Origin of the sequence: uncultured Microbacterium sp., assembly GCF_964244775.1 — a bacterium.
GTDB lineage: Bacteria > Actinomycetota > Actinomycetes > Actinomycetales > Microbacteriaceae > Microbacterium.
Window position 1 is genome coordinate 290,456 of the sequence record NZ_CAXTJR010000003.1, and the last position, 26,141, is coordinate 316,596.

The following is a 26,141-nucleotide window of genomic DNA, read 5'->3' on the forward strand; positions in this document are numbered from 1 at the left end:
AGCCGTCTCATGACCGCCCTGCAGACGCGGCTGACGGAGCTCACCGGCGTGCGGTACCCGATCGTCCAGACCGGAATGGGCTGGGTGTCGGGGCCCGAGCTGACCTCGGCCACCGCGAATGCCGGCGGTCTCGGCATCCTCGCCAGCGGCACGCTCTCGCACGAGCAGATGCGGGCCGGCATCGCGGCGATCAAGGATCGGACGGAACTGCCTTTCGGCGTGAACCTGGTGGGCTCCGCCCCCGATGTCGAGGAGCGCGCGAAGACGCTCATAGCCGAGCGCGTCGCGGTCGCATCGTTCGCGCTCGCGCCGCAGGAGCGGGTCTTCCGGCTGCTGAAGGATGCCGGCATCGTCGTCATCCCCTCGATCGGCGCACGTCGACATGCCGAGAAGGTCGCGGCGTGGGGAGCCGACGCCGTCCTCGTCCAGGGTGCGGAAGGCGGCGGCCACACCGGGGCCGTCCCGACCAGCCTCCTCCTGCCGCAGGTGGTCGACGCCGTCGACATCCCCGTTATCGCGGCCGGCGGCTACTTCGACGGTCGAGGTCTCGTCGCAGCGATGGCGTACGGCGCTGAAGGCATCGCGATGGGCACCCGATTCCTGCTGACCTCCGACAGCACCGTGCCCGAGCACGTCAAGCAGCGCTATCTGCAGGCCGGCGTCGACGGGACGGTCGTCACCGACCAGATCGACGGGGTCCCGCAGCGGGTGCTCCGCACGCCCGTCGTGCAGCAGCTCGTCTCTGAGGGGCGCGGCCCGCGCGCGCTCGTGCGCTCACTGCGCAGCGCGGTCGCGTTGCAGCGCGAAGTGGGCTCGAGCTGGCCTTCGGTCATCCGGCAGGGCCTGGAGATGCGCCGTCAGCGCTCGTTGACATGGGGGCAGCTGATGATGGCGGCCAACACTCCGATGATGATCCGGACCGGGATGGTCGAGGGCAACATCGAGCTCGGCAGCCTGGCGAGCGGTCAGGTCACCGGCTTGATCGAAGACCTGCCGTCGTGCCGTGAGCTGATCGAGCGCATCATGGCCGAAGCGGAGCTCACGCTCGGCCGACTCGCGGGCTAGAGCACCCGCGACGCGCGGCGCGCCAGACGCCAGACGCCGTCTTCGCGCCGCACGACGTTCTCGTACTGCCCGATCGAGAGGCACGCCGGGCCGGCGTCGTTCACTCCCCAGAACTGCCAGACCGCGTAGACGCGGGCCGAGTCGTCGTCATCGAGGTCGATCGTGATGTCGGACACGATGTGCACCGTGCGTGTTCCCGGGCCCTGGATGCCGTCGGCTCTGCGCTGCTCCACGCCGGCGCGGATCTCGTCGCGCCCGCGATAGGTCGCGCCCGCCCACCCGATCGCAGCGACGGGCTCGTAGCTGAACACGGCGTCCTCCGTGACCATATCGAGGTACGGTCCGATGTCTTCGGCGATGTCGGTGAGGGCGGCGAATCGCTGGATCAGGAGCTGGATGGCCACGAGATCGTCGGCGCGGACATGACTGGTCATTGCGGTTCCTTTCGAGCCTCCGCGGCGTCACGGAGGTGTGTCGAACGATGCCGCGCCGGCCGTTCTTTGTCAAGCGTTTGCTTGGTTATGCAGGTAGCCTGGACGCGTGCGCGACGATGCCCCGGCCGATCCTCCACTATTCACGCCACTGCGACTCCGCGGTATCACCCTCCCGAATCGCATCGGCGTCTCGCCGCTGTGCATGTACGCCGCGCACGATGGCTTCGCGACCGACTTCCATCTCGCGCATCTCGGCCGCTTCGCCCTGGGCGGCGCGGGCCTGGTGATCATGGAGGCGACGGCGATCACGCCGCATGGGCGAATCTCGCACCACGACACCGGTATCTGGAGCGACGCGCACGTCGAGGGTCTGAGCCGAATCGCCGCGTTCCTGTCCGCACACGGGGCGGTCCCCGGCATCCAACTCGCGCATGCCGGCAGACGCGCGGCCGTGCGCCAGCCGTGGTTCGGCGGCGTGCCACTCACCCCGGCCGACACCTCCGAGGGCCTGCCACCCTGGCCGATCGTTGGACCGTCGGCGATCTCGGCCGGAACAGGATTCGCGGTGCCGCACAAGCTCACCACGGTTGAGATCGCCGCATCCATCGGGCAATGGCGGGATGCTGCGATCCGCGCGGTCGCGGCGGGCTTCCAGGTGATCGATCTGCACGGTGCGCACGGCTACCTGCTGCACTCATTCTTCTCGCCCCTGTCGAATCATCGCGACGACGCCTACGGCGGTTCGCTGGAGGCGCGGATGAGATATCCCCTCGAGGTCGTGACAGCGATCCGCGGAGCCATCCCCGACGACATCGCCCTCGCCTACCGGCTCTCTGCGGTCGACGGCATCGAGGGCGGCCTCACCCTCGACGACACCCTCCGCTTCGCGGCGCGGCTGGGCGAGTCCGGCGTCGATCTCATCGACACGTCGTCGGGAGGAATCTCCACCGACCGCGCGAGCGACACCCGTGTGCGCCGCGGCTTCGCTTTCCACGCCGACTTCTCCCGGTCTCTCCGGCAGGCAACCGATGCCCGCGTGGCGACCGTCGGGCTCGTGATCGACCCTCACCAGGCGAACCTGCTCGTCACTCAAGGTGATGCGGATCTCGTCTTGGTCGGCCGGCAGATGCTCGACGATCCGAACTGGGCGCACCACGCTCGTGTGGCGCTCGGTGACGAAGAGTACCGCGAGTGGAATGTGCGGTTCGGCAGCGCGCTGAGGCCTCGTGCGGCGACGATCGGCCGGCTGCGAGCCGCCGGCGAGACTCCGCTCACCCGATTCGGAATCTGATCAGAACGGATCGGCCGATCCGAGCAGGGCTCGGGCTTCTGCGTCGCCGTCGAGGAGCCGGTTGACCCGATCCCGGATCCGCCAGCCGGCCGGAGTCCGCACGAAGTCCCAGCGGTTCGCGCTCGCCCGCTCGGCGATCCACTGATCGCCGCGATGGATGAGGACGACGGAGTGCGTCACGGCAACCGCGGTGTCACCCTGGATCTCGACGGCTGGTGCCGATATCACGTGCGCACAGCCGGCGGTCAGATACCCGCGATGCGTGTCGTTGTCCACGATCCAGGCCATTTCCGCCTGGGGGATGGTCGTGCCGTCCACGCGGAACGTTCCGCCCTCGACCCACAAGCCCGCCACGGCCACGGCGTCGCCGCGGTCCACGGCCGGTCCGTATGCCGCGATCAGGTCGGCGATCGCCAGTCGATCCTCCACGCGGCGCAGGCGCCGCTCGATGTCGTCCGTCACCAGTCCTGCCACGGGATGATGGTCTTCAGCGGCGTCGACAGGAGGACTTCTGCGCCGGGAGCGGCCGGGCCCTCGCGTTCTTCCACCGCAGCGATCTCGGGCGTCACCGCGAGCGGGTCCTCATCGAGGTAGAGCAGTCGGATCCGCATGCTGCCCTGCGGGGCGTCGGGCGTCTCGTCGAAAGGCAGTGTCGCGTGCCGCTGCGGATGGCTGAAGGCGAAAGTCCACGCACCAGCGACGCCGTGCACCCGCAGGAGAGCCGGGATCAGCTCGCGATCCTCGTGCCCGAACGCCCGGTGGGTGTCCGCGCCGTGCGGACTCTGGTATCGGGTGAGAGTCACGTGCAGGCCACGATTGGGGCGGAAGGGCAGGGCCTCCTGATCCACGAGCACATGCGGCGACGCGTAACCCTTCACGGGTCGGAAGAATGCCAGCAGCGATCGCTCGACATCGGGAATGAGCGGGCCACGGCCCCACTGGAAGGAATCCTCTCCGAGTGCGGTCCACGCGGCGACCGACTCTGCGACAGGGGGGCGGAACCAGTACATCGCCAGGTAATCCGCGAGCGCGTACTGCCCGGTCCCCCGCGAGAGTGCCGCATACGACTCGGGCCGCGCCCATCGGTCGCCCCACGCGATGCCGGGAAGCGCGAGGTTGATGGGGCGATGATCCAGCTGATGCCACTCGTTGTACGCGCGGTGACCGGCTGGATCAGTGATCCTCAGCAGCGAGAAGAATGCGAGGTCGGCGAACATGCGTGACCTTCCCGATCGGAGTCTGCGGCGACGTCGATCAAACGAATGCTAACAAGCGCTTGGTTGTCAAATCTACCCGTCTGCGCCAGGATCGAGCTGTGCACCCCGCCATCTCGATCAACGCGCTCTGCTTCCCCGAGGCTACCGACCTCGCATCCCTGGCCGACGAGTTGCGGGCCGTGAACGCGCATCGCGCGACGGTGCCGGCCGCGATGCTCCCCGACGCCGATCGCGTGCGGGGCTGGCTGACCGAAGCGGGCTGCGAGCTGGAGGCCGTTCTCCACGTCATGTTCGGCTTCGGGGCGATCGTGCGCGACGCCGCAGTGTGGGAATCGGAGCGTACGAAGTTGCGCCGCTCGATCGACATCGCCTACGCGGCGGACTGCCATTCGGTCTACGGCACGACGGGCGGGCGCGGCGCGATGACGTGGGCGGACGCCGCCCGGTGCTACCTGGAGGTGGTCGCGCCCTGCGTCGCGTACGCGGCCGAGCGCAGCATCCGGCTCGTCCTCGAACCCACCCCCGCGGCCTACGCGGATGCCCACCTACTGCATACGCTCCGCGACACGATCGATCTCGCCGAGCGGGCGCACGCGGGCGTGTGCATCGACATCTTCGGCTCGTGGACCGATCCCGACCTGGACGACCAGATCCGCCGCATCGCCGCCGACGGCGCACTCGCGCAGGTGGCCGACTACGTGTACGGCGATCGCAACATTCCCTGCAGGGCCGTCCCCGGAGACGGCGCCATCCCCCTGCGGCACATCATCGACGTGACTCTCTCAGCCGGTTACGCCGGGGTCTTCGACCTCGAGCTGATCGGCCCGCGCATCGACGCGGAGGGTCATCGCGCGGCGGTCATCCGCGCCGCGGACGTGCTCGGCGGGATTCTGCTCGACGCCGGGGTCTGACGCGGACGGCTCGCGTTCAGCGCCCGCTGACCTTGCCCGACAGGCGGGCGATCGGAGCGAGCACGAGCGGTCGCGCCGCGATCCACGCCGCGACGATCAGCACCATGGAGCCTGCGAAGATCCAGAATCCGACCCAGTTGATCGCGTCCTGCCCGCCGTACATGTGGTTGAGGTTCCGGAGGGCGCCCGTCGCGAAGACGAGGGTGACGTGCACGATGATGAAGATCACGAAGTAGAGCATCACCGGGAAGTGGATCGCGCGGGCCCATTCGATCGGGTACGCCTTGTTCAGGCGCTCGGCGTTCTTGGGCCAGAGTCCCGACATCCGCACCCCGGTGATCACGGCGAGCGGCGCGGCGATGAAGATCGTGACGAAGTAGGCGAGCACCTGCAGGCTGTTGTAGTTGACCCACCCGTTCTCGGTCGGCCAGTCCAACGACACGTACTGCAGTGCAGCCGAGATCGCGTTCGGAATGACATCCCAGGATGTCGGGACCACCCGCATCCACTGCCCCGTCGCGAACAGCAGCACGATGAAGATCAGGCCGTTGAGGAGCCAGAGCACGTCGAGCGACTGGTGGAACCACAGCGACAGGCTGATCTTGCCCCGGCCGTTCTTCGACCAGCGCGGCGTCCAGAACGCACCCGGCCGCTTGTCGCGCCGTACCTGAAGGCCGGTGCGAATGATCAGCACCAGGAAGAACGTATTGAAGAAGTGCTGCCAGGCCAGCCAGCCCGGGATGCCGACGGGAGCCCCTTCGGGAAGCTTCGACTCACCCGGATAGGTGATCATGAAGTCGCGCATGAAGTCCAGGCTCAGAAACCACCGCACGAACAGCACGGCCGACGCGGCGAGGATCAGCAGCGCGAGGGCGGCGAAGATCCCCGAGACTGCAAGCGGCCAGGGGGGAGGCTTCACCAGGGAGCGGATGCCGGTGGCCTCGGGTTCTGCGAGAGTCTCGGGCCGCGAACGCGCCGCCGACCCCGGCCACACGGTCTGCGGAAAGGGGAGGGGCGGGCGGGGGCCGCGGGGGCGGACATGCTCGACCGCGGTAGGCGCCGCAGGCGACGGCTCGACGACCGGAGCGATCGAAGCGCTCTCCACGATTGGAGTGATCTCGGCAACGACGGCTTTGGGCGCGAACCCGGCTGGCGGCCAAGGGTCGCCGCCTTCGACTCGAGGGAGGCCCCGGCGCACAGACCGCATCTCGGTCTCTGAGCTTGCCGAAGGGTCGACCGTCTGGGTCGTGACGGTCGGGGACGACGCTTCGACAGGCTCAGCGACAGCGGCCGCTGCAGGTGCGATCGCGGATGCCGGCGGCCAAGGCTCGCCGCCGGGGGTACGCGGGAGGCCCCGGCGCACAGACCGCATCTCGGTCCCTGAGCTTCTCGAAGGGTCGGCCGTCTGAGTCGTGACAGCCGGCGACGACGCTTCGACAAGCTCAGCGACCGGGATCAACTCCACGACTGACGCTTCGCCGGCCAGAGGCCAGGGCTCGCCGCCAGGCCGCCGCGGCAGCCCGCGTCGCACCGTCGTCCCGAACGTCGCCACTACGCCTTCTTCGCCTCGAGGGCTGCGATCAGCTGCGGCACCACGGTGAACACATCGCCGACGACACCGAAGTCGGCGATATCGAAGATCGGAGCATCCGCGTCCTTGTTGATCGCGATGATCGTCTTCGCGGTCTGCATGCCGGCCTTGTGCTGGATCGCGCCCGATATGCCGAGAGCGACATACAGCTGCGGCGACACCGAGACACCGGTCTGCCCGACCTGCGCAGAGTACGGCACGTAGCCGGCATCGACGGCTGCGCGCGATGCGCCGACCGCGGCGCCGAGGGCGTCGGCGAGCTGCTCGACGAGTACGAACTGTTCCTTCGAGCCCAGTCCACGCCCGCCCGAGACGACCTTGCCCGACCCGCGCAACTCGGGACGCGACGACGCCACGACCGCTTCCTCGACCGCGTCGATCGACGCCGCCTTCTTGCCTGATGGCGTGACTTCGAGCGTCTCGACCACCGGGGTGACCGCCTCGGCGCGCGCATCGATCGCACCCTGCCGCACGGTGATGACGGGCGCCCCGAACGTCGAGCCGGCGGTCACGTTGTACGAGCCGCCGTACACGGAATGCTGGGCGAGAATGCCCTGGTCATCCCTCGCGATGCCCACCGCGTCCACGCACAGCGCCGAGCGGGTGCGTGCCGCGAAGCGGCCGGCGACATCGCGGCCCTCGATCGAGTTGGAGATCAGCACCGCATCGGGCCGCACCAGCGCGGCTGCCGCGACCAGCGCGTCCACCACGGGCACCGTCAGCCCCTCGCCGGGCTGGGCGACCAGCACGGTCACCGCGCCGAGTGCCCCGGCATCCGCTCCGAGCTTGTCGTCGCCCACGACCAGCGCGACCGGCGTGCCCACCAGCGACGCCGCGCCCAGCAGCCCGGCTGCAGACTTCGCGAGTGCCCCCGACGGGGTCACCTCGACGAGGACGAGGATCGAGTCTTCTGCGAAATCAGTCATCGGATGCCTCTCACACCAGCCTGTTCGCGATGAGGAACTCGGCGACCTTGTCGCCGGCATCCCCCTCGTCGGTGATCTTCACTCCACCCGCACGCGGCGGCTTCTCAGTGATCGCCGTCATGATCGACCGGGCCGCGGCCGGATCGTCGGCCTCGATGCCGAGATCGGCGAGCGACACGATCTCGAACGGCTTCTTCTTCGCCGCCATGATGCCTTTGAAGTTGGGGAACCGCGCATCCGGCAGCGCCTCGGTCACCGAGATCACCGCGGGGAGCGGGGCAGACACGGTCAGGGTCGCCGCATCCGCGATCCGCGTTCCCGAGACGGCATCGGAGGAGATCTCCACCGACGACAGCGCGGTGAGCTGAGGCACATCCAGCAGCTCCGCGATCATCGCGGGCATCACCCCGCCAGAACCGTCCGTCGACAGGTTGCCCGTGATCACCAGGTCGAACCCGGTGCGCTTCACCGCGGCTGCCAGCACCTCGGCCGTGAGACCCAGATCGGCGCCGTGCAAGGCGTCGTCCACAACCTGCACCGCAGAGCCGGCGCCCATCGCCAGGCCCTTGCGCACCGTCGCGGCGGCAGACTCCGGCGTCATCGAGAGGACCACCACCTCGGTGCCGGCATTCTTGTCGGCGTAGCTCAGCGCGACTTCGAGCGACCGCTCGCCGATCTCGTCGAGCACCGTGTCGCCGGCGCCCCGATCCGCGAGCCCTGTCTCGAGGTTCAGCTTGCGATCCCCGTACGTATCGGGGACCTCCTTGACCAGCACGATGATCTTCATCGACATCTCCTCACGCCTCCGGCGAGTCTACCCAACCGTGTCGCAATGTACCCATTCGAGCACCGCGTTGGTGCCTTCCGCCCGCACGGAGCGGTTTTGTGTATACATTCCCGAGTTTCGGGGGGTCGTCCGGCCGTCGGGATCACCGCTCGGTAGCGTGGGGGCAAAGAGGGGTGGAGCAATGGCACGTCGTGAACCGCTCCCCGTCGACCCGATCGCGGAGGCGAAGCGCCAGTGGCTGGCGCACGGGTGGACGGATGCCGCCACCGGCATGACCGCGGTGACCTCGATCATCCGCGCGCAGCAGCTGCTTCTCGGTCGCATCGATGCGACCCTGAAGCCCTTCTCGCTCTCGTTCGCACGGTACGAGATGCTGCGGCTGCTCGCCTTCACCCGCGAGGGACGGATGCCGATGGCCAGCGCCATCGCGCGCCTCCAGGTGCACCCGACGAGCGTCACGAACACCGTCGACCGACTCGTGCGCGACGGCCTGATCGCGCGCGAACCGCACCCGGACGACGGGCGGGCCGCGATGCTCGTGCTCACCGATGCCGGCCGGGAGCTGGTGGAGCGGGCGACCGACTCGCTCAACGCCGAGGTGTTCGTCGAGCCGGGCCTGGATCCCACCGATACCGACGAGCTCGTACGCATCATCGCGCGCCTGCGCAAGGCGGCCGGCGACTTCGCGGATCCGAAGCCGCTGCCCGAGCCCCTCTGAGGGGGTCAGCTGTTCGTGAAGTCGGGGCTGCGCTTCTCACGGAACGCCGCCATCCCTTCCTTCTGGTCATGCGTGGAGAACAGCTCGGCGAACGCCCCCCGCTCGAACCGAAGGCCCTCGGCGAGCGTCGTCTCCATGGCGGCGTCCAGCGCCGCCTTGGCGGCGAACACCGACGGCAGCGACTTCGAGGCGATCGTGTCGGCGATCTTCGCCGTCTCGTCCAGGAGCTCGCCGGCCGGCACGACGCGTGAGACCAGGCCGGAACGCTCGGCCTCGTCGGCTCCCATCATCCGTCCCGTCAGCACCATATCGGCGGCTTTGTAGTAGCCGACGGCGCGGGTCAGGCGCTGCGTGCCACCGAGGCCGGGGATCACGCCGAGGTTGATCTCGGGCTGCCCGAATTTCGCCGACTCGGCCGCGATGATGATGTCACACATCATCGCCAGCTCGCAGCCCCCGCCCAGCGCGTAGCCGGCCACGGCCGCGATCACCGGCGTGCGGATCGCGGCGAACTGCGACCACCCGCCGAAGTGATCCTCCTCCACCATCTCGGGCCCGGACTTGGACTCCATCTCCTTGATGTCGGCGCCGGCGGCGAACGCGCGCTCTGATCCGGTGAGCACGATCGCACCGATCGCCGGGTCGGTATCGAACGCCGTCGCGGCCGCGACCACATCGTGCATGAGCTGCGTGTTGAGGGCGTTGAGCGCCTCAGGCCGGTTGAGAGTGATCCACCCCACGCGTCCACGCGTCTCGACCAGAATCGTCTCGTACTCGGTCATTTCTCTCCTCGGCGGTTCGTCTGCATTCGCTCGCTCAACGACCGGATGCGCGGACGGTGTGGATGATCCCGGAGAAATCCTGCCCTGCGCCGGGCCCCTCCGCGAACTCCTGGTAGATCTCGCGTGCAAGCCGACCCATCCGAGCGTCGACGCCTGTGGCATCCAGCGCATGCGCGGCGAGCCCCAGGTCTTTGTTCATGAGTGCGCCCGCGAAGCCGGGCTGGTAGTCGCGATTGGCCGGACTCGTGGGAACGGGCCCGGGAACGGGGCAATTCGTCGTGAGCGCCCAGCACTGCCCCGACGCGTGGGACGCGACGTCGAAGAGCGCCTGATGGGTGAGCCCCAGTCGCTCGCCCAGCACGAACGCCTCGGCGACCGCGATCTGCGAAACCGCGAGGATCATGTTGTTGCACACCTTCGCCGCTTGCCCGAGGCCCGCGCCGCCGCAGTGCACGATACGGGCGCCGATCGCCTCGAGGATCGGGCGCGCGATCTCGAAGTCGGCATCGGAGCCCCCGGCCATGAACGCGAGCGTCGCGTTCTCGGCGCCGACGACCCCGCCCGAGACAGGGGCGTCGAGGCTGCGGAACCCCGCGCCCTGCGCCAGCTCGTGGGCGGTTCGCGCGTCGTCGACCGAGATGGTCGAGCAGTCGATGAAGAGTGCATCGGATGCGGCGACCTCGAGCAGGCCCGCAACCTGATCGCTCCCCCGATAGGCGTCGAGCACCTGGACGCCGGTCTGGAACATCGTGATGACGACATCAGCGCCGGTCGCAGCATCCGTCCCGCTCGGTGCGACGTCGAGGCCGGCCGCACGGGCCGCGTCGATCGCAGCGGGGAAGACGTCGAAGCCGACCACGTCGAAGCCCGCTCCGGCGAGGTTGCGGGCCATCGGCAGTCCCATGTGGCCGAGGCCGAGGAAAGCGATTCTCATCGCACGCCCCCCATCAGCTCGCGCCCGATGATGACGCGCATGATCTCGTTCGTGCCCTCGAGGATCTGGTGCACCCGCAGGTCGCGCACGACCTTCTCGATGCCGTAGTCGTGCAGATAGCCGTAGCCGCCGTGCAGCTGCAACGCGTCGTTCGCGACCCGGAACCCCGTGTCGGTGGCGAAGCGCTTTGCCATCGCGCACTGCATCGCAACGTCTTCGTGAAGTTCGTCGATCGCGATCGCGGCGTCGCGCACCAGTGCACGCGCCGCCTGCAGCTCGGTCGCCATGTCGGCGAGGGTGAACACGACGGACTGCTTCTCGGCGAGCGGCTCGCCGAACGTGAAGCGCTCGTGCACGTACTGGACGGCGCAATCGAGCGCCCACTGCGCTCCACCGAGCGAGCAGGCCGCGATGTTGACACGACCGCCGTTGAGGGCCGACATCGCGATCTTGAAGCCTTGCCCGAGGTTTCCGAGCATGGCGGATGCCGGCACCCGCACCTCGTCGAGGATCACCTGCCGGGTGGGCTGCGCGTTCCAGCCCATCTTCTTCTCGTTCGTTCCGAACGACAGGCCCGGTGTGCCGGCCGGCACGAGGAACGCGGTGATCCCGCGCGCCGCCGATCCCGGGCTCGGGTCTGTGCGCGCCATCACGATGTAGATCGCTGACGCCCCCGCACCAGAAATGAACTGCTTGACTCCGGTCAGTACGTAATCGCCGCCATCGGCGATCGCCGTCGTGGTGATCGCCGCGGCATCCGATCCCGCCCCCGGCTCGGTCAGACAGTAGCTGCCCAGATCGGTCATCGCCGTGAGCGCGGGCAGGAGGTCGTGGCGCTGGGAGTCGGTGCCGTAGGTGTCGATCATCCACGCCACCATGTTGTGGATCGTGACGTAGGCGGCGATCGACGGATCGCCCTTCGCGAGCTCTTCGACGATCGCGACCGCGTCACGTCGGGCGAGACCGCAGCCGCCGACATCCTCACGCACGTAGAGTCCGCCCAATCCCAATTCACCCGCTCGAGCGAGGACGTCGAGAGGGAAGTGCTTCTCGGCATCCCACTCGAGCGCATGTGGCGCGAGGTGGGTCGCGGCGAACTCCCGCGCGGCATCGAGCATCGCCGCACGCTCGTCGTCGGAGACCAGATTCGGCAATACCGCGGTCATCGAACTCCCCCTTATTTCTCTTTTTCGCTCTCGGCCCGCTGGTCATGCCGATCACAGTGGCACATTTGCGTCCATCACTGTACGCATCATGGTCAGTTTAGCTTGCATACCGAGTACTTGCTATGACTTCCATGTACATTCCGCCTCCCACCATGCCTTAACGTGTATTGAGAATGATTCTCAATAGGAGGGATGGGGGATGTTCGCGGGCACCGATACCACCGACGACGTCGTCGACGCCATCCGACGACAACGCCGGTCAGGCGCGCTGACCGTCGTGGCGCTCGGAGTGACTCTCCTGCTCGTGGGAGTCATCGCGCTGGCCATCGGACCGGTGCGGATCGATCCGCGCACTGTCGCGGCCGTGCTCGGTGACCGGCTGTTCTCGCTGGGACGCGGCGACTGGTCGGACTCGGTCGACCAGATCGTGTGGAACACCCGCGCTCCGCGGGTGGCGATGGCACTCGTGGCCGGAGCGGTGCTCGCGACGGCCGGCGCCATGCTGCAGGCGCTCGCGCGCAACAGCCTGGCCGACCCGTACCTGCTCGGGTTGAACTCCGGAGCCTCCACCGGGGTCGCCCTCGTGGTGCTGGTGATGGGCGGAGGCAGCGCGCTGCTGTTCACCGGTGCGGCTCTCGCCGGCGCGATCGGCGCGGTGCTGCTGGTCCTGCTGCTGGCGGGTGCGTCGAACCGGCGGGGTCCGCTTCGCCTCATCCTCGCCGGTCTCGCCGTCGGCTACACGCTGAATGCGGCGACGAGCTTTCTGGTGTTCTCGAGCGATTCGCCCGAAGCGGCCCGCTCGGTGCTGTTCTGGCTACTCGGATCGCTCGCCGCGGTGCAGCCGATTTCGCTTCTCGCCGCGGCGCTCACCGGCGTCGCGGGCATCGGCGCCCTGATCGCCTTCGCACCGGTGACGGACGCGCTCTCGTCTGGAGACGACTCCGCCAGATCCGCGGGCATCGACCCCGAGCGCACCCGCGTCGGCGTGATGATCGGGGTCTCCGCCATGGTCGGCGTGACCGTCGCGGCGGTCGGCGGCGTCGGGTTCATCGGTCTGGTCGTGCCCCACCTCGCCCGGCGCCTGGTCGGCGGCCGCCATCGACTCGTGCTTCCGGTGGCGGCGCTCCTCGGCGCCATCCTGCTCATCGTCGCCGACACGATCGCCCGCACGGCGTTCGCTCCCCAGGAGATTCCGGTCGGTGTCATCACCGGCATCGTCGGCGCACCGTTCCTGCTCGTCCTGCTGCGCCGCACCGCTCCTGACGCGGGCTGACCCTCCGCCCACCCGACCAGTCCCCCGCCCCCGCCCCCGCCCCCGCCCCCGAGCCAACACCCGCTCCGACTACTCAGAGAGACATCGATGACCACCCGACGCCCCTTCCGCATCTCGCTGGCGGTGACGGCCGCCGCCGTTACCGTCTTCTACCTGAGCGCCTGCTCAGCCACCCCGACCGCTGCGAGCGCAGGCGCCGCCGGCGCCTCGTCCGCAGCATCCCCGATCACCGTCACGAACTGCGCAACCGAGGTCACGCTCGACAAACCGGCGCAGCGAATCGTGATGGTGAACAACGACGCCCTGGCGAACGTCGAGGTGCTCGGCGCCGTCGACCGCGTGGTCGCCCTGACCGTGACCCCCCAGCCGGGGCTGTACGACGACGCGACCTATGACACCCTCGACTCGCTCGGGCTGCTCTCCACCGAGACCAACTCGACCGGCGGGTCGATCGTGTCGCGGGAGAGCATCCTCGCAGCCGATCCCGACCTTGTGATCGCGCCGGAGAACGCCGTCGACAGGGCGGCGCTGGCGGCGAGCGGGATCGCCGTGTACAGCCCCAGCGCCTACTGCACCGACCCCGGACCGGAGTTGCGCGAGAAAGCCACCTTCGACCGGGTGTGGGACGAAGTGCGCACGCTCGGCGCTCTGCTCGGTGAGAGCCAGCGGGCCGACGACGAGATCGCTTCGGCGACGAACAGCGTCAGCGACCCCGCACCGGATGCCGGCACCGCCGCGGCCCTGTACGTCTCTTCGGGCGGCAGCGTGCTCTCGCCCTACGGTGCCCCGAGCATGGTGACGCCTGTCTTCGCCGCCGCCGGCCTGACGAACGTGTACGCCGACTCGGACGAGCGGGTCTTCGACGCCAACATCGAAGACATCATCTCCCGCGATCCACACACCATCGTGCTGCTGTACGGCAGCGGCGACCCGCAGGACACCATCGACGCCTTCCTCAGCGCACCGGGCGTCTCGGCGCTCAGCGCGGTGAAGGATCATCGTGTCGTTGCGCTCAAGTTCGCGTACACCGACCCGCCCAGCATGCTCTCGATCCAGGGGCCGGCTCAGTTGAGCGCCCTGTTGGCGGCGCTGGCGTGATCCGAGCGGAGGGCGTCACGGTCGTCGCCGGCGGGCGCGTGCTGCTCGACGACGTGTCGATGGTGGCGCCCACCGGCTCGGTCACCGGCATCGTCGGGCCGAACGGCAGCGGCAAGACCACGCTGCTGCGCGCGCTCGTGCGGGCGATTCCGATCGCGTCGGGCCGGATCACGATCGATGATCACGACATCCGCACACGGTCGCGCCGGTGGATCGCCCGGCGAGTCGCCGAAGTCGGCCAGCGCGCGAACCCCGACCCCACTCTGCGGGTCGCTGACGAAGTCGCCTTGGGCGGTCTCGCCGATCTCGGCGTGCTGCGGTCGGGCGGTGCGGCGTTCGATGCCACGGTGGCGGTGTCTCTGGGTGCCGTGGGCTTGACCGCCCGCGCAGGTGATCGGATGGCGACGCTGTCGGGTGGCGAACTGCAGCGCGTCGCCCTCGCCCGCGCGTTGGCGCAGGGCGCTGATCACGTGCTGCTGGACGAACCCACGAACCACCTCGACATCCGGCATCGGCTCGAGGTCATCGGGCTGCTCGGGCTGCTCGCCCCGACGGTCGTCATCGTGCTGCACGACCTCGCCCTCGCCGCGCGCGTCTGCGATCAGGTCGTCGTGCTCGGCGCCGGCAAGGTGGTCGGCGCCGGATCACCCGAGCGGCTGCTGCGCCCCGAACTGCTCGATCCCCTGTACGACGTATCGACCCACGTGCTCTCCGACCCCGATGGTTACGCGCACTTCTCGTTCTCCCTCCCCTCTGAAAGGAATCACCGATGACCGACACCACCACCATCCACACCTCTGCCATCCACGCCTCTACCCACGAGGATGCTCGCTCACTCGCCACCCGGTGGGACGCACAGCAGACCGGCTACATCCGCCACCGTGCCGACCGCTTCGACACGATCGCCCGAGTGGTGACCACGATCGCGGCCGGCACCCCCGAGCCCCGCATCCTCGACCTCGCCGGCGGCACCGGATCGCTTGCCATCGAGGTTCTGTCGCACCTTCCGCACGCCCGGGCGGTGGTGGCCGACAAGGATCCCGCGCTGCTCGCGATCGCCGCTGACCTGGGGTCGGCCGATGCTCGATTGCAGACCGCCGAGGTCGACCTCGCCCACAACGACTGGGCCCGCCATCCGCTGATCGCCGGCGTGCCGTTCGATGCCGTCGTCTCGTCGACGGCGTTGCACTGGCTGCAGCCCGCGACGCTGGTCGATGTGTACCGCGTCCTGCCGGATGTGCTCCGCCCGGGCGGCATCCTGCTCAACGGCGACCACCTCGCCTATAGCGAGCGCCAGGAGAGCGTGTTGGCGCGGATCGCGCGCGAGGACGATGACGCCATGCAGCGAGAGACGTTCGCCGGTGGCGTCGACACGTGGGACGAGTGGTGGCAGGCCGTCGCCGACTCCGGTCGCTACGCGGATGCTCTCGCCCGCCGCGACGCCGTGTGGGGGGCCGACCTGCACCAGGCGCCGCCGAAGGTGACGCTCGGCTTTCACCTCGAAGCGCTGCGCAGTGCCGGGTTCGTCGAAACGGGCACGGTCTGGCAGTACCTCGACGATTACGTCCTGTACGGCATCACCGGCTCGCCGGCGCTCACGTAGCCCAGACCATGAAGGGGCGCAGCTCCAGTTGCCCGTTGCGGGCCATCGGATGCCGCGACGCGATCGCGATCGCCTCGTAGAGGTTCTCGACCTCGAGGATGTCGAAGCCCACGATCACCTCGCTCGTCTCGGCGAACGGCCCGCGGGTGGTGAGCACCTTTCCTCCGCGCACCTTGACGACGGTGGAGGCGGAGGCCGGCTCCAGCGCCTCGCCGATGACGCGCTTGCCGGACGCATCGAGCGGATCGACCCACAGGTCGACATCGGACTCGTCGAGCTCGGCATCCGGCTCGAGCGAGGTGACGACGAACATCATGTACTTCATGGCGTGATCCTTTCAGGTCCGGGCGCGAATCGCTCGGCTCACTGAGGGCGTCGCACGGGCGCGACGCGGATCGACACTTCTCCCGAGAAGTGTCGAAACCGTCGTCGCCCTCGCGCTCCGTCTGCGCATCAACGCATCACAATAGGTGATGCTACGATGCAGGAATGCGTACGACCATCACTCTGGCGCCGGAGGCCGACGCCCTGGTTCGCCGCGTCATGCGCGAGCGGGGGCTGTCGTTCAAAGATGCCGTCAACGCTGCGATCATCAGTGGACTCTCTCCCGAAGTGTCCGCGCCTTTTCAGACTCCCGTCCGCCATCTCGGGCGTGCGCGAGTCCCGCTCGACAAGGCACTCGCAGCGGCAGCCGATCTCGAGGATGAAGCCCTCGTGCACAAACGTGAGCTCGGCAAGTGAGACTCGTCGACGCGAACGTACTGCTGTACGCGGTCGACGCGGACTCACGCCACCATGACGCAGCACGCAGATGGCTCGACAGCGCGCTGTCGGGTGCCGACACCGTACTGGTGCCATGGGTCTGCGCGCTCGCCTTCCTGCGCCTGACGACGAGCGCACGGGTCTACGAGAAGCCGCTCGACGTGAACGATGCGATCGACATCCTCGAAGGCTGGCTCGCTCAGCCCACCGTGGTCGTGCCCGAACCTGCCGCCGGTCATCTGGGAAGACTTCGCGAGATGCTCAGCGACACCGGCTCGGGCGGAAATCTTGTGAACGACGCGCATCTGGCCGCCCTGGCACTGCAACACCGCGCGACAGTGGTCACTTTCGACACCGACTTCGCGCGGTTTCCCGGCGTGGATTGGATACGGCCGGCGTAGCGCGGCGAATTCGCGAGAGCGGCGGTGCCGGTCTTTACCTCAGCCCTCCGACTCCGCGGGCCGCTCGGCTGCGGCCAGGGATGCGGCATCCGGTATGTATCCCTCGATGTGCCGTTCGTCGACGCCGTTGTAGGCCGACAGCGGCCGGATGAGGGCGTTGGATGCTGCCTGCTCGATGATGTGCGCCGTCCAGCCGGTCACGCGCGCGGCCACGAACAGCGGGGTGAACGTCGGGGTGTCGAAGCCCATGAGGTGGTACGCGGGGCCCGATGGATAGTCGAGGTTCGGGTAGATGCCCTTCCGGGCGACGAACTCCGACTCGAGCGCGTCGTACAGCGTCTCCAACTCGCCCGCATCGGGACCGTCGGCGGAGTAGTGCTCGACGAGCGTGTCGAGCGCCGCCTTCATCGTCGGCACGCGCGAGTCGCCCTTCTTGTAGACCCGGTGGCCGAAGCCCATGATCTTCTTCTTGTTCGCCAGCGCGTCATCGAGCCACGGCACGACGTTGTCGGCCGACCCGATCTCGTCGAAGATGTGCATCACGGCCTCGTTCGCACCGCCGTGCAGTGGTCCCTTGAGCGCACCGATCGCGCCGACGACGGCCGAGTACAAGTCGGACATCGTGCTGGTGATGACGCGCGCGGTGAAGGTCGAGGCGTTGAACGAGTGCTCGGCGTACAGGATCATCGACACGTTGAACGCTCGGCGCACGATCTCATCCGGCAGCTGGCCGAAGGTCATGTAGAGGAAGTTCGACGAGTAGTCCAGGTCGTCGCGGGGGTCGACGAGCTCGTGGCCGCGGCGACGGCGCTGGTCGTACGCGACGATCGCGGGGAGCTTCGCGAACAACCGCGCGCTCTTGCGCAGATCAGACTCACGGGAGTCGTCGTACGCCTCGGGGTCGGACGCGCCGATCACCGAGACCGCGGTGCGGACGACATCCATCGGGTGCGCATCCAGCGGCAGCAGGTCGATCGTGATCTTGACGTCTTCATCCAGCGCCCGCTGCGAGCGCTCGGATGCCTCGAATTCGGCCAGCTGCGCAGCATCCGGAAGCTCTCCGTGCCACAGCAGGTACGCGACGGCCTCGAACGGCTGCGTCGCCGCGAGCTCTTGGACGGGGTACCCGCGGTAGAGCAGCGAGTTCGTGTCGGGGTTGACCTTGCTGACGGCGGTGTAGTCCACCGTGACGCCCGCGAGGCCCTTCTTGATCTCTCCGTCGGTCATTGACGTACTCCTATCTCTGAATCTCGAAGTTGAAGACGCTCGTGTCGAAGTGGTTGTAGCCCTCGTAGTCGATGAGCTCGTAGAGGTCGGCGCGGTGCTGCATCTCGCCGAGCTTCGAGGTCAGGTGCCCCTCGTCGTTCAGCGTATCCAGCGCACGGCCCGCCGCTCCCATCGCGATCCGCAGCAGCGAGACCGGCCAGATGACGATGTTGACGCCCGCGTCGCGGAGCTGTGCGGACGAGAAGAGATCGCTCTTGCCGAACTCGGTCATGTTGGCCAGGATCGGCACGTCCAGCGCCGCGCGCATGGCCTCGAACTCGCTCAGATCGCGCATCGCCTCGGGGAAGATCGCGTCGGCTCCGGCATCCACGAGCGCCTTCGCGCGATCGATCGCGGCATCCAGCCCATCGACCGCCCGGATGTCGGTCCGCGCCATGATGAGGAAGTTGGGGTCGCGCCGCGCATCTACGGCGGCGCGGATGCGCTTGATCGCCGTGTTCTGGTCGACCACGGCCTTTCCGTCGAGGTGCCCGCAGCGCTTGGGGTTGATCTGGTCCTCGATGTGGGTGCCGGCCAGCCCCGCATCTTCGAGGGTCTGGATCGTGCGGGCGACGTTCATCGGCTCGCCGAAGCCGGTGTCGGCGTCGATGATCGCCGGCAGCTCGGTCATCCGGGCGATCTGCTGACCGCGGCCGGCGACCTCGGTGAGGGTGGTCAGGCCGATGTCGGGGAGGCCCAGGTCGGCGCTGAGCACGGCACCCGAGATGTAGACGCCGTCGAAGCCCTTCTGCGTGATGAGCCGTGCGCTCAGCGGGTTGAACGCGCCGGGGAAGCGCAGCAGCTCACCCGAGGCGAGCCGTTCGCGCAAGAGGCGCCGCTTGTCGGCCGCCGGGGTCTGGGCGTACAGCATCAGAACAGCCCCTTCGGGGCAGGGGCGGCGGCGAGGATGCCGGGCCCCGCCACGATCGTCAGCTGTGCGACCTCTTCGGCGGTGAGCTCGGGCAGGCGCTGGGCGAGCTCGAGGAATCGCTCGATCTCGTCCGGCGTGAGCACGGGCTCGGCGAGCGTCCGGAATTTGCGGATGTAGTCCTCGCGCGCGAACGGCCGCGCACCGAGCGGGTGCGCGTCGGCGACGACGATCTCGTCGATGATCTCGCTCCCGTCCGTGAACCGGATGACCACTCGGCCGCCGAAGGCCTTCTCGTGGGGGTCTTCGGAGTGGTACCGGCGCGTCCACTCCTCGTCTTCGGCGGTGGTCACCTTCTGCCACAGGGCGACGGTGTCTTCGCGCCCCGCACGCTCGGGCGCATACGAATCCACGTGGTGCCACGTGCCGTCCTGCAGCGCGACGGTGAAGATGTACGGAATCGAGTGGTCGAGCGTCTCGCGGGATGCTGTCGGGTCGTACTTCTGCGGATCCCCCGCGCCCGAGCCGATCACATAGTGCGTGTGGTGGCTCGTGTGCAGGACGATCGACTCGACCTGCTGGGCGTCGGCGCCGAGCCCCTCGCGCAGCTCGGGATTCTCGGAACCGAGTTTGCGGGCCAGGTCGATCCAGGCCTGGGCCTGGTACTCGGCCGAATGCTCTTTCGTGTACGAGTCGAGGATCGCGCGCTTGGCCTCGCCCGGTGCCGGCAGGGGCACGTCGTACGAGGCGTCCTTGCCGTCCAGCATCCAGGCGATCACGCCGTCTTCGCCCTCGTAGATCGGCGAGGGGCTCGTCTCGCCGCGCATCGCGCGGTCGACGGCCTCGACCGCCATCTTGCCCGCGAAGGCCGGGGCGTGCGCCTTCCACGACGAGATCTCGCCCTTGCGCGACTGCCGAGTGGCGGTCGTGGTGTGCAGGGCCTGGCCGACGGCCTGGTAGATCGTGTCGGCGTCGAGGCCCAGGAGCGTGCCGATGCCGGCGGCGGCCGACGGGCCGAGGTGGGCGACGTGGTCGATCTTGTGCGTGTGCAGGCTGATGGCGCGCACCAGATCGATCTGGATCTCGTACCCGGTCGCAAGGCCGCGCACGAGCGCCGCGCCGTCGGCGCCGACGTGCTGGGCGACCGCGACGATCGGCGGGATGTTGTCGCCCGGATGCGAGTACTCGGCCGCGAGGAAGGTGTCGTGGTAGTCGAGTTCACGCACGGCCACGCCGTTCGCCCACGCCGCCCACTCGGGGCTGGTGTGCCGCTCGATCGCGCAGCCGAAGACCGTCGCGCCCTTTCCGCTGATCGACACCGCGTGATCCAGCGCCTGCTGCCGTGCTGCACTCACGGGCGTGCGGGTGAGGGATGCTGCGGCCACCGCCGCATTGTCGATCACCCGGTTGACGATCATCTCCACGACGGCGTGCTCGACTTCGACCGGGTCTGCGGCGACCTGGGCGATCTTGTACGCGAGCTGATCTTCTCGGGCGAGGGGTTCGTCGCTGCGGTAGACGCGGACGTGGTGTGAGACGGTCATGATTCTCCTTCGATGATCGAGCGTGTCGAGATCTCGGTCGCTGAGCCTGTGTGGGTCGCTGAGCCTGTGTCCGTCGCTGAGCCTCTGTCGGTCGCTGAGCCTGTCGAAGCGTCGACGGAAGACAGGATGCTCGCCAGCGCGTTGTGCAGATGCACATGCGTGGCGTGCGCGGCCAGGTCAGCATCGCGCTGAGCGATCGCCCGGGCGATCAGCCCGTGCTCGGCGACGGAGGCCGCCAGCCGGTCGGGGTTGTGGCGCGCGAGCCTGCGCACCCGCACGAGGTGGGTGCGGATGCTGCGGAGCGCCGAGGTGAGGTAGTCGTTGGCGACGGCGGCGTCCAGCTCGGCGTCGAAGCGAGCGATGAGCGCGTAATAGGCGTCGAGTCCGGCTCGGCCATCGAGGCGGGCGTGCGCGAACGCTGTCGCGAGGGCGGCGAAGGTCGCGGCATCCCCTCGCTCTGCGGCGAGCCGTGCGGCCGTCTCTTCGAGCGCTCGGCGCACCTCGAACAGCTCGCGGATGTCGCCCGCGTCGACGTCCGTGACCACGGTGACCCGCGCCGACTGCTGCGCGACCAATCCGTCGGAGGCCAGACGCCCGAGCGCTTCGCGCAACGGCGTGCGGCTCACCCCGAGTCGCGAGGCCTGCTCCACCTCGCCGAGCACGGCTCCTGGGGCGAGGTCACCGGACTGGATCTCGTCGAGGAGGGTCGCGTAGGCACGGTCACTCGCTCGCATGTGGCCTCCTCGCTCCGCTCTAATGTATACACAAAAGCGAATTTGTGCGAGTCGGAGTGCCGATCAGTGCCTGAGCGTATACACGCTCTCGAGTCGGTGAAACCTGCCGCCGGCGCCGGGTGCAGCATCCTCGGCGATCTGCACACCTTCGGAGAAGATCGCGCGCGAGTCGGTCCGACGAACCGCAGATCCCCGAAAAACGAGCCACCCGCGGCGGACCCCCTGCCGTATGAATAGTGTGAGGAGTATTCAGTAATTCGTGAAATCGGCGTAGCGTCGCGCGCATGTCCTCCGTCATCCATACCCGCGGCCTGGTCAAACGCTACGGCCGCACTCGCGCACTCGACGGACTCGACCTCGAGGTCGAGTCCGGGCAGGTGCACGGCTTCCTCGGCCCGAACGGCGCAGGAAAGTCCACCACGATCCGCATCCTCCTGGGGCTTGCGCGGCCGAGCGCCGGCGAGGCATCCGTCTTCGATCTCGATCCATGGCACGACTCGGTCGCCGTGCACCGGCGCATCGCCTCGGTGCCGGGTGATGTCAGCACATGGCCGAACCTCAGCGGGGGCGAGGCGATCGATCTGATCGCGCGGCTTCGGGGGGCTAAGAGCCACGAGAGCGCCTACCGCGCCGAGAAGGAGCGGCTGCTGGAGGCGTTCCAGTTCGACCCCCGCAAGAAGGGCCGCGCGTACTCGAAGGGCAACCGCCAGAAGGTCGCCCTCATCGCCGCCTTCGCCGTGCCCGCCGAGCTCTACGTCCTCGACGAGCCCACGAGCGGGCTCGATCCGCTCATGGAGGTGATGTTCCGTCGCGAGATCGCCCGGGTGCGGGATGCCGGGGCCACCGTCCTGCTGTCCAGCCACATCCTCTCCGAGGTCGAGCAGCTGTGTGATCGGGTGTCGATCATCCGCGCGGGAAAGATCGTCGAGACGGGCACGCTGGCGGAGCTGCGGCACCTCACCCGCACCGAGGTCTCGTTCGTGGCGACGGATGCATCGGCGGCCGCCGGCATCCCCGACGCGCACGACCTCACCGTCGAGGAGGGGCGCGCCAAGTTCACGATCGACAGCGACAACGTGGCTTCCGTGCTCCCCGAGCTTTCCCGCCGGAACGTCGAGGGGCTGCGCATCGAGCCGCCTTCGCTCGAAGAGCTGTTCCTCCGGCACTATGGCGAAGAAGTCTCACGATGAGTGCAGTGCGTACGCTCCTCGGTCAGCGCGTCCGGCGCGACTGGCGGCAGCTGCTGTTGTGGACGATCGGCACGGCCCTGCTCGCCTACCTCGCCTACGTCGGGGTCGCGCAGTCGTACGGCACCGAGCAGGATCGCGCGGCGCTCTTGGCCACGGTCATCGCCAACCCGGTGATCCTGCTCTTCCGGGGCCTGCCCTCGGGCGCAGATCAGGGTGCATTCATGCTGTTCCTGATCTTCCCCTGGCTCGCCTTCCTCGCCGCGCTGATGAGCACTTTCCTCGCGGTGCGCCACACCCGCATGGATGAGGAGCTCGGCCGCACGGAGCTCGTGGCCGCGACACCGGCGGGCCGCATCACCCCCCTCGTCGCGACGATCGTGCACGGGCTCATCGCGAACGCCGTGCTCGCCGGCCTCACCATCCTCGCGCTGCTCGGCACCGGCGCGGGGTCGCAGGGGGCGGTCCTGTCGGGTCTCGCCGTCGGCGCGGTGGGCGTCACGTTCCTCGGAGTGGGCCTGGTGGCCGGGCAGCTCATGCGCACCTCGCGCGGGGCGAACTCGCTCGCGGTGTGGGTCGTTCTCGTGACGTTCCTGTTCAGCGGGATCGGCAACGCCGCCGGCACACCGAGCGCCGATCTGCAGCGCATGGAGAGCTCGTGGCTCACGTGGCTCTCGCCGTTCGGGTGGGGTGAGAACGTCCGGCCGTACGCCGACGACAACCCGTGGCCGATCGTGCTGTGCCTGGTGGCCGGTGCTGTGCTGGTCGCGGTGGCGCTGGCCCTCCAGTCGGTGCGCGACCTCGATCAGAGTTTCATCGCCGAACGGCGCGGCCGCGCCGACGCGACGCGATCCCTCCGCTCGCCGACCGCGCTGGTGTGGCGGCTGACCGCGGGCGCTCTGGTCGGATGGGCGATCGGGGGACTCCTCACGGGAATGCTCTCGACCTCGCTCGCGTCGGTCGTCGACTCGATCAGCGCCGATAATCCGGCCGTCGACCAGATCCTCACCGCGATGGGCGGCAGCACCGACCTGGCGCGAGCGACGGTGTCGATCTTCTTCGTCCTGCTCGGAGTGCTCGCCGCCTGCTGGGCGGTGCAGATCATCAGCCGCGCCCGTCAGGAGGAAGTGGCCGGCACGGCCGAGCCGCTGCTGTCCACACCGATCGGGCGGGTGCGCTGGCTCGGCGACTATCTCATCGTCGGGATCATCGGCATCGTCGTGGTGGTGGCCGCTGCGGCAGCGGGCGCAGCGCTCGGAATCGCGTCGCGGGGCGGCGATTGGGCGCTCATGCAGGACGTGGCTGTCGTCGGCGGCGGACAGGCGGTTGCCGCATCCGTCTTCCTCGTGCTCACGGCCCTCGTCTTCGTGCTCGCGCCGCGGGCGACGATCGCCGTGGGCTGGGGGCTGGTCGCGATCGCGACGATCGTCGGACTCTTCGGTCCGCTCTTCGGCTTCCCGACCTGGCTGGTCGACATCGCCCCGATCGCGGTCACCCCTCAGGTGGTCGCAGGCGGCATCGACCTGCGTGGTCTCGGCTGGCTCGTGGCGATCGCCGTCGCGGGGGCCGCGGCATCCCTCGCCCTCATGCGTCGCCGCGAACTGGCTCCGGCAGGGTAGCCCTTATGACCGACGCGCACCGAGGGATCGAGCCGGCCGAGCAGGCGGCCGCGATGATGACGACGGCCGGGATGCCGCGCATGCCGGCTCGCGCACTCATGGCGCTGATCGCCGCGCCGTCGGGCGGCTACACCGCCGCCGAGCTCGCCGATCGGCTCGGCGTGAGTGCCGCGGCCGTATCGGGCGCGGTGCGGTACCTGCTGACCCTCCAGATGGTGCACCGGATCTCACGGCCGGGCGATCGCCGCGACCGCTACGCGCTCGCGCACGACGTCTGGTACGGCGCGATGACCAGCAATGCTCCGCTGTATGGCCGACTGGCCGACTTCATCGAGCGCATCGGCGACGAGCAGGAGGGGGACGCGGATGCTCGGGCCCGCGCAGCCGATATGGCCGCGTTCTTCCGGTTCATGTCGGCGCGGATGCCGCAGCTCGTCGACGAGTGGGAGGCCCAGCGGGGTCGTTCCTCGACCACTGCCTGACCCGCGATGGCATAGACCTGCCCCGGCGGGGTGTCAGCTGGCGAGTCCGTAGGTGAAGCGCGCTCGTCCGCCGAGTCGCGGAGTTCGAGCGGGGTCCAGCCAAGCCGGCGGATGGAACCATACCCTCGCCTGGATACCCGTTCCTTCGATCCGAATCTCCCAGCCGTCGGAATGGATGCGATGGTGGCAACGGGTGCAGAGCAAGATTCCGTTGTCCAGATCGGTGGGGCCGGCATCTCGCTCCCACCATCTGATGTGATGACCTTCAGTGAATCCCGGCGGGAGCCCGCAGAACGCACACCCACCATCCCGTTCGACGAGCGCGAGCCGCTGTGCGGGCGTGAACAGACGCTTCGCTCGACCCCAGTCGAGTATTTCGCTGTCTCCTCCGAGCACGCAGGCGATGATGTTGCCGGAGGCCGCCATCCGCCGTACGGTACCGGCGCTGACGGGCTGAGCGATACCGTCGATCGTGCCGAAACCGCGCCCCGTCTCGAGATCTTCGAGGTCGATGCGCACGACGACGGTAGTCGTGGCCAGCGGCAGCGAAGTCTCGCCGCAGCCCAGGGCGTGGCGGCAGATGTCGGTGAGCGCGTCCGCCTGGAGCTGTGCAATGGTGCGGGAGTCGATGTCGGAGTCACCCGGGGCACGACGCCTGATCGCGCCGGTCACGAGGCTCTCGATCGCTGCCTTCACTGGAGCGCCACTCTCGGGATCGAACCGCCCCTCGATGACGAGCGCCCCGGTTCGGTCTTCGCGGAACATCAGCCCGCGATGTGTGCGCAGCTCATCCTCGCGTGGTTCGGCTCCGTCGGGGTCGAGATGCGCTTCGGCCCGTAGCAGAACCTTCGCGAGCTGATCGGTGGCGAGTCCTGCCGCCTGTTCGGTCAGCAGCTGCTCCGCGCGGTCGAGCTCCGCAGCGGCGACGCGAGGCCCGATGCGGTCGAGCAGAGACACGATCGCCGCTGCGGCGTGCACGCCGATGCGGCTGGCGGTCAGCGCCTCGGCCACGAAGGGATGGCGAGCCGGGGCGGTCTGACCGGTAAGAGTCATGCGAGGCGCCGTGGCCTCGCCGACGGCGACCAAACGTGCGGCGTCACCTGTGGATGTGCCGACTGTCGCAGCGATGAGGGTGGCGGGGGTGCGGAATCCAGCCCTCTTCGCCAGCCCGTCACCGCCCAATTCCGGCCTCGACTCGCGCGCGATCTCGGCCGCGACCCGCGCGTGGACCGCGTCGAGGTGACGACGGGCAGCACCGAGCGCTTCGTTGACGGCAAGCAGCTTCACGCGCCCCAGAACATCGGCACCCGGCATCTGCTCTGACCCACCCGCCCACGCGGAACGCACACACGCGACCGCTTCTTCGAGGGCGACGAGAGGATCGTTCATACGTCAACTCTATCTCATCACTGCCAAGCAAGTCTAGTATTTCTATTCGATTTTAAGCAGATTTACATTGTTTTTCCGGGACTACCGTTCCAA

The 26,141-nt window shown here is 68.6% G+C and carries 28 protein-coding genes; 13 read left to right on the top strand and 15 right to left on the bottom strand.

What is annotated here, in order from left to right:
- Positions 1–9 precede the first annotated feature (9 nt).
- Entirely contained in the window at positions 10–1,065 is a 1,056-nt protein-coding gene (locus ACFE6Z_RS08405; protein ID WP_375385271.1) for an NAD(P)H-dependent flavin oxidoreductase, read from the top strand.
- Here ACFE6Z_RS08405 and ACFE6Z_RS08410 read toward each other — a convergent pair.
- Positions 1,062–1,499 carry a nuclear transport factor 2 family protein gene (locus ACFE6Z_RS08410; protein WP_375385272.1) on the bottom strand — a complete coding sequence of 146 codons (438 nt, stop codon included), beginning with the start codon at positions 1,497–1,499 and terminating at the stop codon, positions 1,062–1,064. The genes ACFE6Z_RS08405 and ACFE6Z_RS08410 overlap by 4 nt on opposite strands.
- A gap of 106 nt (positions 1,500–1,605) precedes the next feature.
- Here ACFE6Z_RS08410 and ACFE6Z_RS08415 point away from each other — a divergent pair, with 106 nt between their 5' ends.
- Positions 1,606–2,790, top strand: a complete 1,185-nt coding sequence (locus ACFE6Z_RS08415) for an NADH:flavin oxidoreductase/NADH oxidase (RefSeq protein ID WP_375385273.1) — start codon at positions 1,606–1,608, stop codon at positions 2,788–2,790.
- On the opposite strand, the gene ACFE6Z_RS08420 is transcribed toward ACFE6Z_RS08415, so the two are convergent.
- Positions 2,791–3,264, bottom strand: coding sequence for a nuclear transport factor 2 family protein (locus ACFE6Z_RS08420; RefSeq protein ID WP_375385274.1), 474 nt, complete (start codon positions 3,262–3,264; stop codon positions 2,791–2,793). It abuts the gene before it with no gap.
- Positions 3,249–4,007 (bottom strand): hypothetical protein, encoded by a 759-nt coding sequence (locus ACFE6Z_RS08425; RefSeq protein WP_375385275.1) that lies wholly within the window; start codon positions 4,005–4,007, stop codon positions 3,249–3,251. Before ACFE6Z_RS08425 ends, ACFE6Z_RS08420 begins: the two co-directional genes overlap by 16 nt.
- A gap of 98 nt (positions 4,008–4,105) precedes the next feature.
- On the opposite strand from ACFE6Z_RS08425, the gene ACFE6Z_RS08430 reads away from it, so the two are divergent.
- On the top strand, positions 4,106–4,918 hold the full coding sequence (locus tag ACFE6Z_RS08430; protein ID WP_375385276.1) for a TIM barrel protein: 813 nt from the start codon (positions 4,106–4,108) through the stop codon (positions 4,916–4,918).
- Positions 4,919–4,934: 16 nt separating this feature from the next.
- Here the strand turns inward: ACFE6Z_RS08430 and ACFE6Z_RS08435 are convergent, their stop codons facing one another.
- The 3 genes from ACFE6Z_RS08435 to ACFE6Z_RS08445 form a co-directional block, all read right to left on the bottom strand.
- Positions 4,935–6,023 carry a cytochrome b/b6 domain-containing protein gene (locus tag ACFE6Z_RS08435; RefSeq protein ID WP_375385277.1) on the bottom strand — a complete coding sequence of 363 codons (1,089 nt, stop codon included), beginning with the start codon at positions 6,021–6,023 and terminating at the stop codon, positions 4,935–4,937.
- A 446-nt stretch (positions 6,024–6,469) separates the two neighbouring features.
- Entirely contained in the window at positions 6,470–7,435 is a 966-nt protein-coding gene (locus ACFE6Z_RS08440; RefSeq protein WP_375385278.1) for an electron transfer flavoprotein subunit alpha/FixB family protein, read from the bottom strand.
- A 10-nt stretch (positions 7,436–7,445) separates the two neighbouring features.
- Positions 7,446–8,222, bottom strand: coding sequence for an electron transfer flavoprotein subunit beta/FixA family protein (locus tag ACFE6Z_RS08445; RefSeq protein ID WP_375385279.1), 777 nt, complete (start codon positions 8,220–8,222; stop codon positions 7,446–7,448).
- Between the two features lie 181 nt (positions 8,223–8,403).
- Here ACFE6Z_RS08445 and ACFE6Z_RS08450 point away from each other — a divergent pair, with 181 nt between their 5' ends.
- On the top strand, positions 8,404–8,940 hold the full coding sequence (locus ACFE6Z_RS08450; RefSeq protein WP_375385280.1) for a MarR family winged helix-turn-helix transcriptional regulator: 537 nt from the start codon (positions 8,404–8,406) through the stop codon (positions 8,938–8,940).
- 5 nt (positions 8,941–8,945) lie between these two features.
- Here ACFE6Z_RS08450 and ACFE6Z_RS08455 read toward each other — a convergent pair whose 3' ends face one another.
- From ACFE6Z_RS08455 to ACFE6Z_RS08465, 3 genes are read right to left on the bottom strand one after another with little or no spacing between them, the layout of a single operon-like run.
- Complete coding sequence (locus ACFE6Z_RS08455; RefSeq protein ID WP_375385281.1) at positions 8,946–9,722, bottom strand: enoyl-CoA hydratase; 777 nt, start codon at positions 9,720–9,722, stop codon at positions 8,946–8,948.
- A 34-nt stretch (positions 9,723–9,756) separates the two neighbouring features.
- The gene (mmsB, locus tag ACFE6Z_RS08460; RefSeq protein ID WP_375385282.1) at positions 9,757–10,656 is read right to left on the bottom strand and encodes a 3-hydroxyisobutyrate dehydrogenase; all 900 of its coding nucleotides are present in this window, start codon (positions 10,654–10,656) and stop codon (positions 9,757–9,759) included.
- Positions 10,653–11,822, bottom strand: a complete 1,170-nt coding sequence (locus tag ACFE6Z_RS08465) for an acyl-CoA dehydrogenase family protein (RefSeq protein ID WP_375385283.1) — start codon at positions 11,820–11,822, stop codon at positions 10,653–10,655. Before ACFE6Z_RS08465 ends, mmsB begins: the two co-directional genes overlap by 4 nt.
- A gap of 199 nt (positions 11,823–12,021) precedes the next feature.
- Between ACFE6Z_RS08465 and ACFE6Z_RS08470 the strand changes: the two genes are divergently transcribed.
- The 4 genes from ACFE6Z_RS08470 (at position 12,022) to ACFE6Z_RS08485 (ending at position 15,796) form a co-directional block, all read left to right on the top strand.
- Positions 12,022–13,095, top strand: a complete 1,074-nt coding sequence (locus tag ACFE6Z_RS08470) for a FecCD family ABC transporter permease (protein ID WP_375385284.1) — start codon at positions 12,022–12,024, stop codon at positions 13,093–13,095.
- Between the two features lie 87 nt (positions 13,096–13,182).
- Positions 13,183–14,193, top strand: coding sequence for an ABC transporter substrate-binding protein (locus ACFE6Z_RS08475; protein ID WP_375385285.1), 1,011 nt, complete (start codon positions 13,183–13,185; stop codon positions 14,191–14,193).
- The gene (locus ACFE6Z_RS08480) at positions 14,190–14,966 is read left to right on the top strand and encodes an ABC transporter ATP-binding protein (protein ID WP_375385286.1); all 777 of its coding nucleotides are present in this window, start codon (positions 14,190–14,192) and stop codon (positions 14,964–14,966) included. Before ACFE6Z_RS08475 ends, ACFE6Z_RS08480 begins: the two co-directional genes overlap by 4 nt.
- Positions 14,963–15,796, top strand: coding sequence for a class I SAM-dependent methyltransferase (locus ACFE6Z_RS08485; RefSeq protein WP_375385287.1), 834 nt, complete (start codon positions 14,963–14,965; stop codon positions 15,794–15,796). The genes ACFE6Z_RS08480 and ACFE6Z_RS08485 overlap by 4 nt, the downstream gene beginning before the upstream one ends.
- Here the strand turns inward: ACFE6Z_RS08485 and ACFE6Z_RS08490 are convergent.
- The gene (locus ACFE6Z_RS08490) at positions 15,789–16,121 is read right to left on the bottom strand and encodes a YciI family protein (protein ID WP_375385288.1); all 333 of its coding nucleotides are present in this window, start codon (positions 16,119–16,121) and stop codon (positions 15,789–15,791) included. The two genes, ACFE6Z_RS08485 and ACFE6Z_RS08490, sit on opposite strands and share 8 nt — an antisense overlap.
- 164 nt (positions 16,122–16,285) lie before the next feature.
- Between ACFE6Z_RS08490 and ACFE6Z_RS08495 the strand changes: the two genes are divergently transcribed.
- Together ACFE6Z_RS08495 and ACFE6Z_RS08500 are read left to right on the top strand one after the other, a co-directional pair.
- Positions 16,286–16,537, top strand: coding sequence for an antitoxin (locus ACFE6Z_RS08495; protein ID WP_375385289.1), 252 nt, complete (start codon positions 16,286–16,288; stop codon positions 16,535–16,537).
- Positions 16,534–16,959: a TA system VapC family ribonuclease toxin gene (locus ACFE6Z_RS08500; protein ID WP_375385290.1), complete on the top strand. Its 426-nt coding sequence runs from the start codon at positions 16,534–16,536 to the stop codon at positions 16,957–16,959. The genes ACFE6Z_RS08495 and ACFE6Z_RS08500 overlap by 4 nt, the downstream gene beginning before the upstream one ends.
- 39 nt (positions 16,960–16,998) lie before the next feature.
- Here ACFE6Z_RS08500 and ACFE6Z_RS08505 read toward each other — a convergent pair whose 3' ends face one another.
- From ACFE6Z_RS08505 to ACFE6Z_RS08520, 4 genes are read right to left on the bottom strand one after another with little or no spacing between them, the layout of a single operon-like run.
- Positions 16,999–18,186 carry a bifunctional 2-methylcitrate synthase/citrate synthase gene (locus tag ACFE6Z_RS08505; protein ID WP_375385291.1) on the bottom strand — a complete coding sequence of 396 codons (1,188 nt, stop codon included), beginning with the start codon at positions 18,184–18,186 and terminating at the stop codon, positions 16,999–17,001.
- Between the two features lie 10 nt (positions 18,187–18,196).
- Entirely contained in the window at positions 18,197–19,096 is a 900-nt protein-coding gene (gene prpB, locus ACFE6Z_RS08510) for a methylisocitrate lyase (protein ID WP_375385292.1), read from the bottom strand.
- Positions 19,096–20,637 (bottom strand): MmgE/PrpD family protein, encoded by a 1,542-nt coding sequence (locus ACFE6Z_RS08515; protein WP_375385293.1) that lies wholly within the window; start codon positions 20,635–20,637, stop codon positions 19,096–19,098. The genes prpB and ACFE6Z_RS08515 overlap by 1 nt, the downstream gene beginning before the upstream one ends.
- On the bottom strand, positions 20,634–21,371 hold the full coding sequence (locus ACFE6Z_RS08520) for a GntR family transcriptional regulator (RefSeq protein ID WP_375385294.1): 738 nt from the start codon (positions 21,369–21,371) through the stop codon (positions 20,634–20,636). Before ACFE6Z_RS08520 ends, ACFE6Z_RS08515 begins: the two co-directional genes overlap by 4 nt.
- Before the next feature lie 284 nt (positions 21,372–21,655).
- Between ACFE6Z_RS08520 and ACFE6Z_RS08525 the strand changes: the two genes are divergently transcribed.
- The 3 genes from ACFE6Z_RS08525 to ACFE6Z_RS08535 are packed head-to-tail and all read left to right on the top strand — an operon-like array spanning position 21,656 to position 24,659.
- A complete protein-coding gene (locus ACFE6Z_RS08525; protein WP_375385295.1) occupies positions 21,656–22,561 on the top strand; it encodes an ATP-binding cassette domain-containing protein in 906 nt (301 codons plus the stop codon).
- Complete coding sequence (locus ACFE6Z_RS08530) at positions 22,558–24,177, top strand: ABC transporter permease (RefSeq protein ID WP_375385296.1); 1,620 nt, start codon at positions 22,558–22,560, stop codon at positions 24,175–24,177. Before ACFE6Z_RS08525 ends, ACFE6Z_RS08530 begins: the two co-directional genes overlap by 4 nt.
- A gap of 5 nt (positions 24,178–24,182) precedes the next feature.
- Positions 24,183–24,659: a GbsR/MarR family transcriptional regulator gene (locus ACFE6Z_RS08535; RefSeq protein WP_375385297.1), complete on the top strand. Its 477-nt coding sequence runs from the start codon at positions 24,183–24,185 to the stop codon at positions 24,657–24,659.
- A gap of 33 nt (positions 24,660–24,692) precedes the next feature.
- Here ACFE6Z_RS08535 and ACFE6Z_RS08540 read toward each other — a convergent pair whose 3' ends face one another.
- The gene (locus tag ACFE6Z_RS08540; protein WP_375385298.1) at positions 24,693–26,048 is read right to left on the bottom strand and encodes a DUF222 domain-containing protein; all 1,356 of its coding nucleotides are present in this window, start codon (positions 26,046–26,048) and stop codon (positions 24,693–24,695) included.
- Positions 26,049–26,141: the final 93 nt, after the last annotated feature.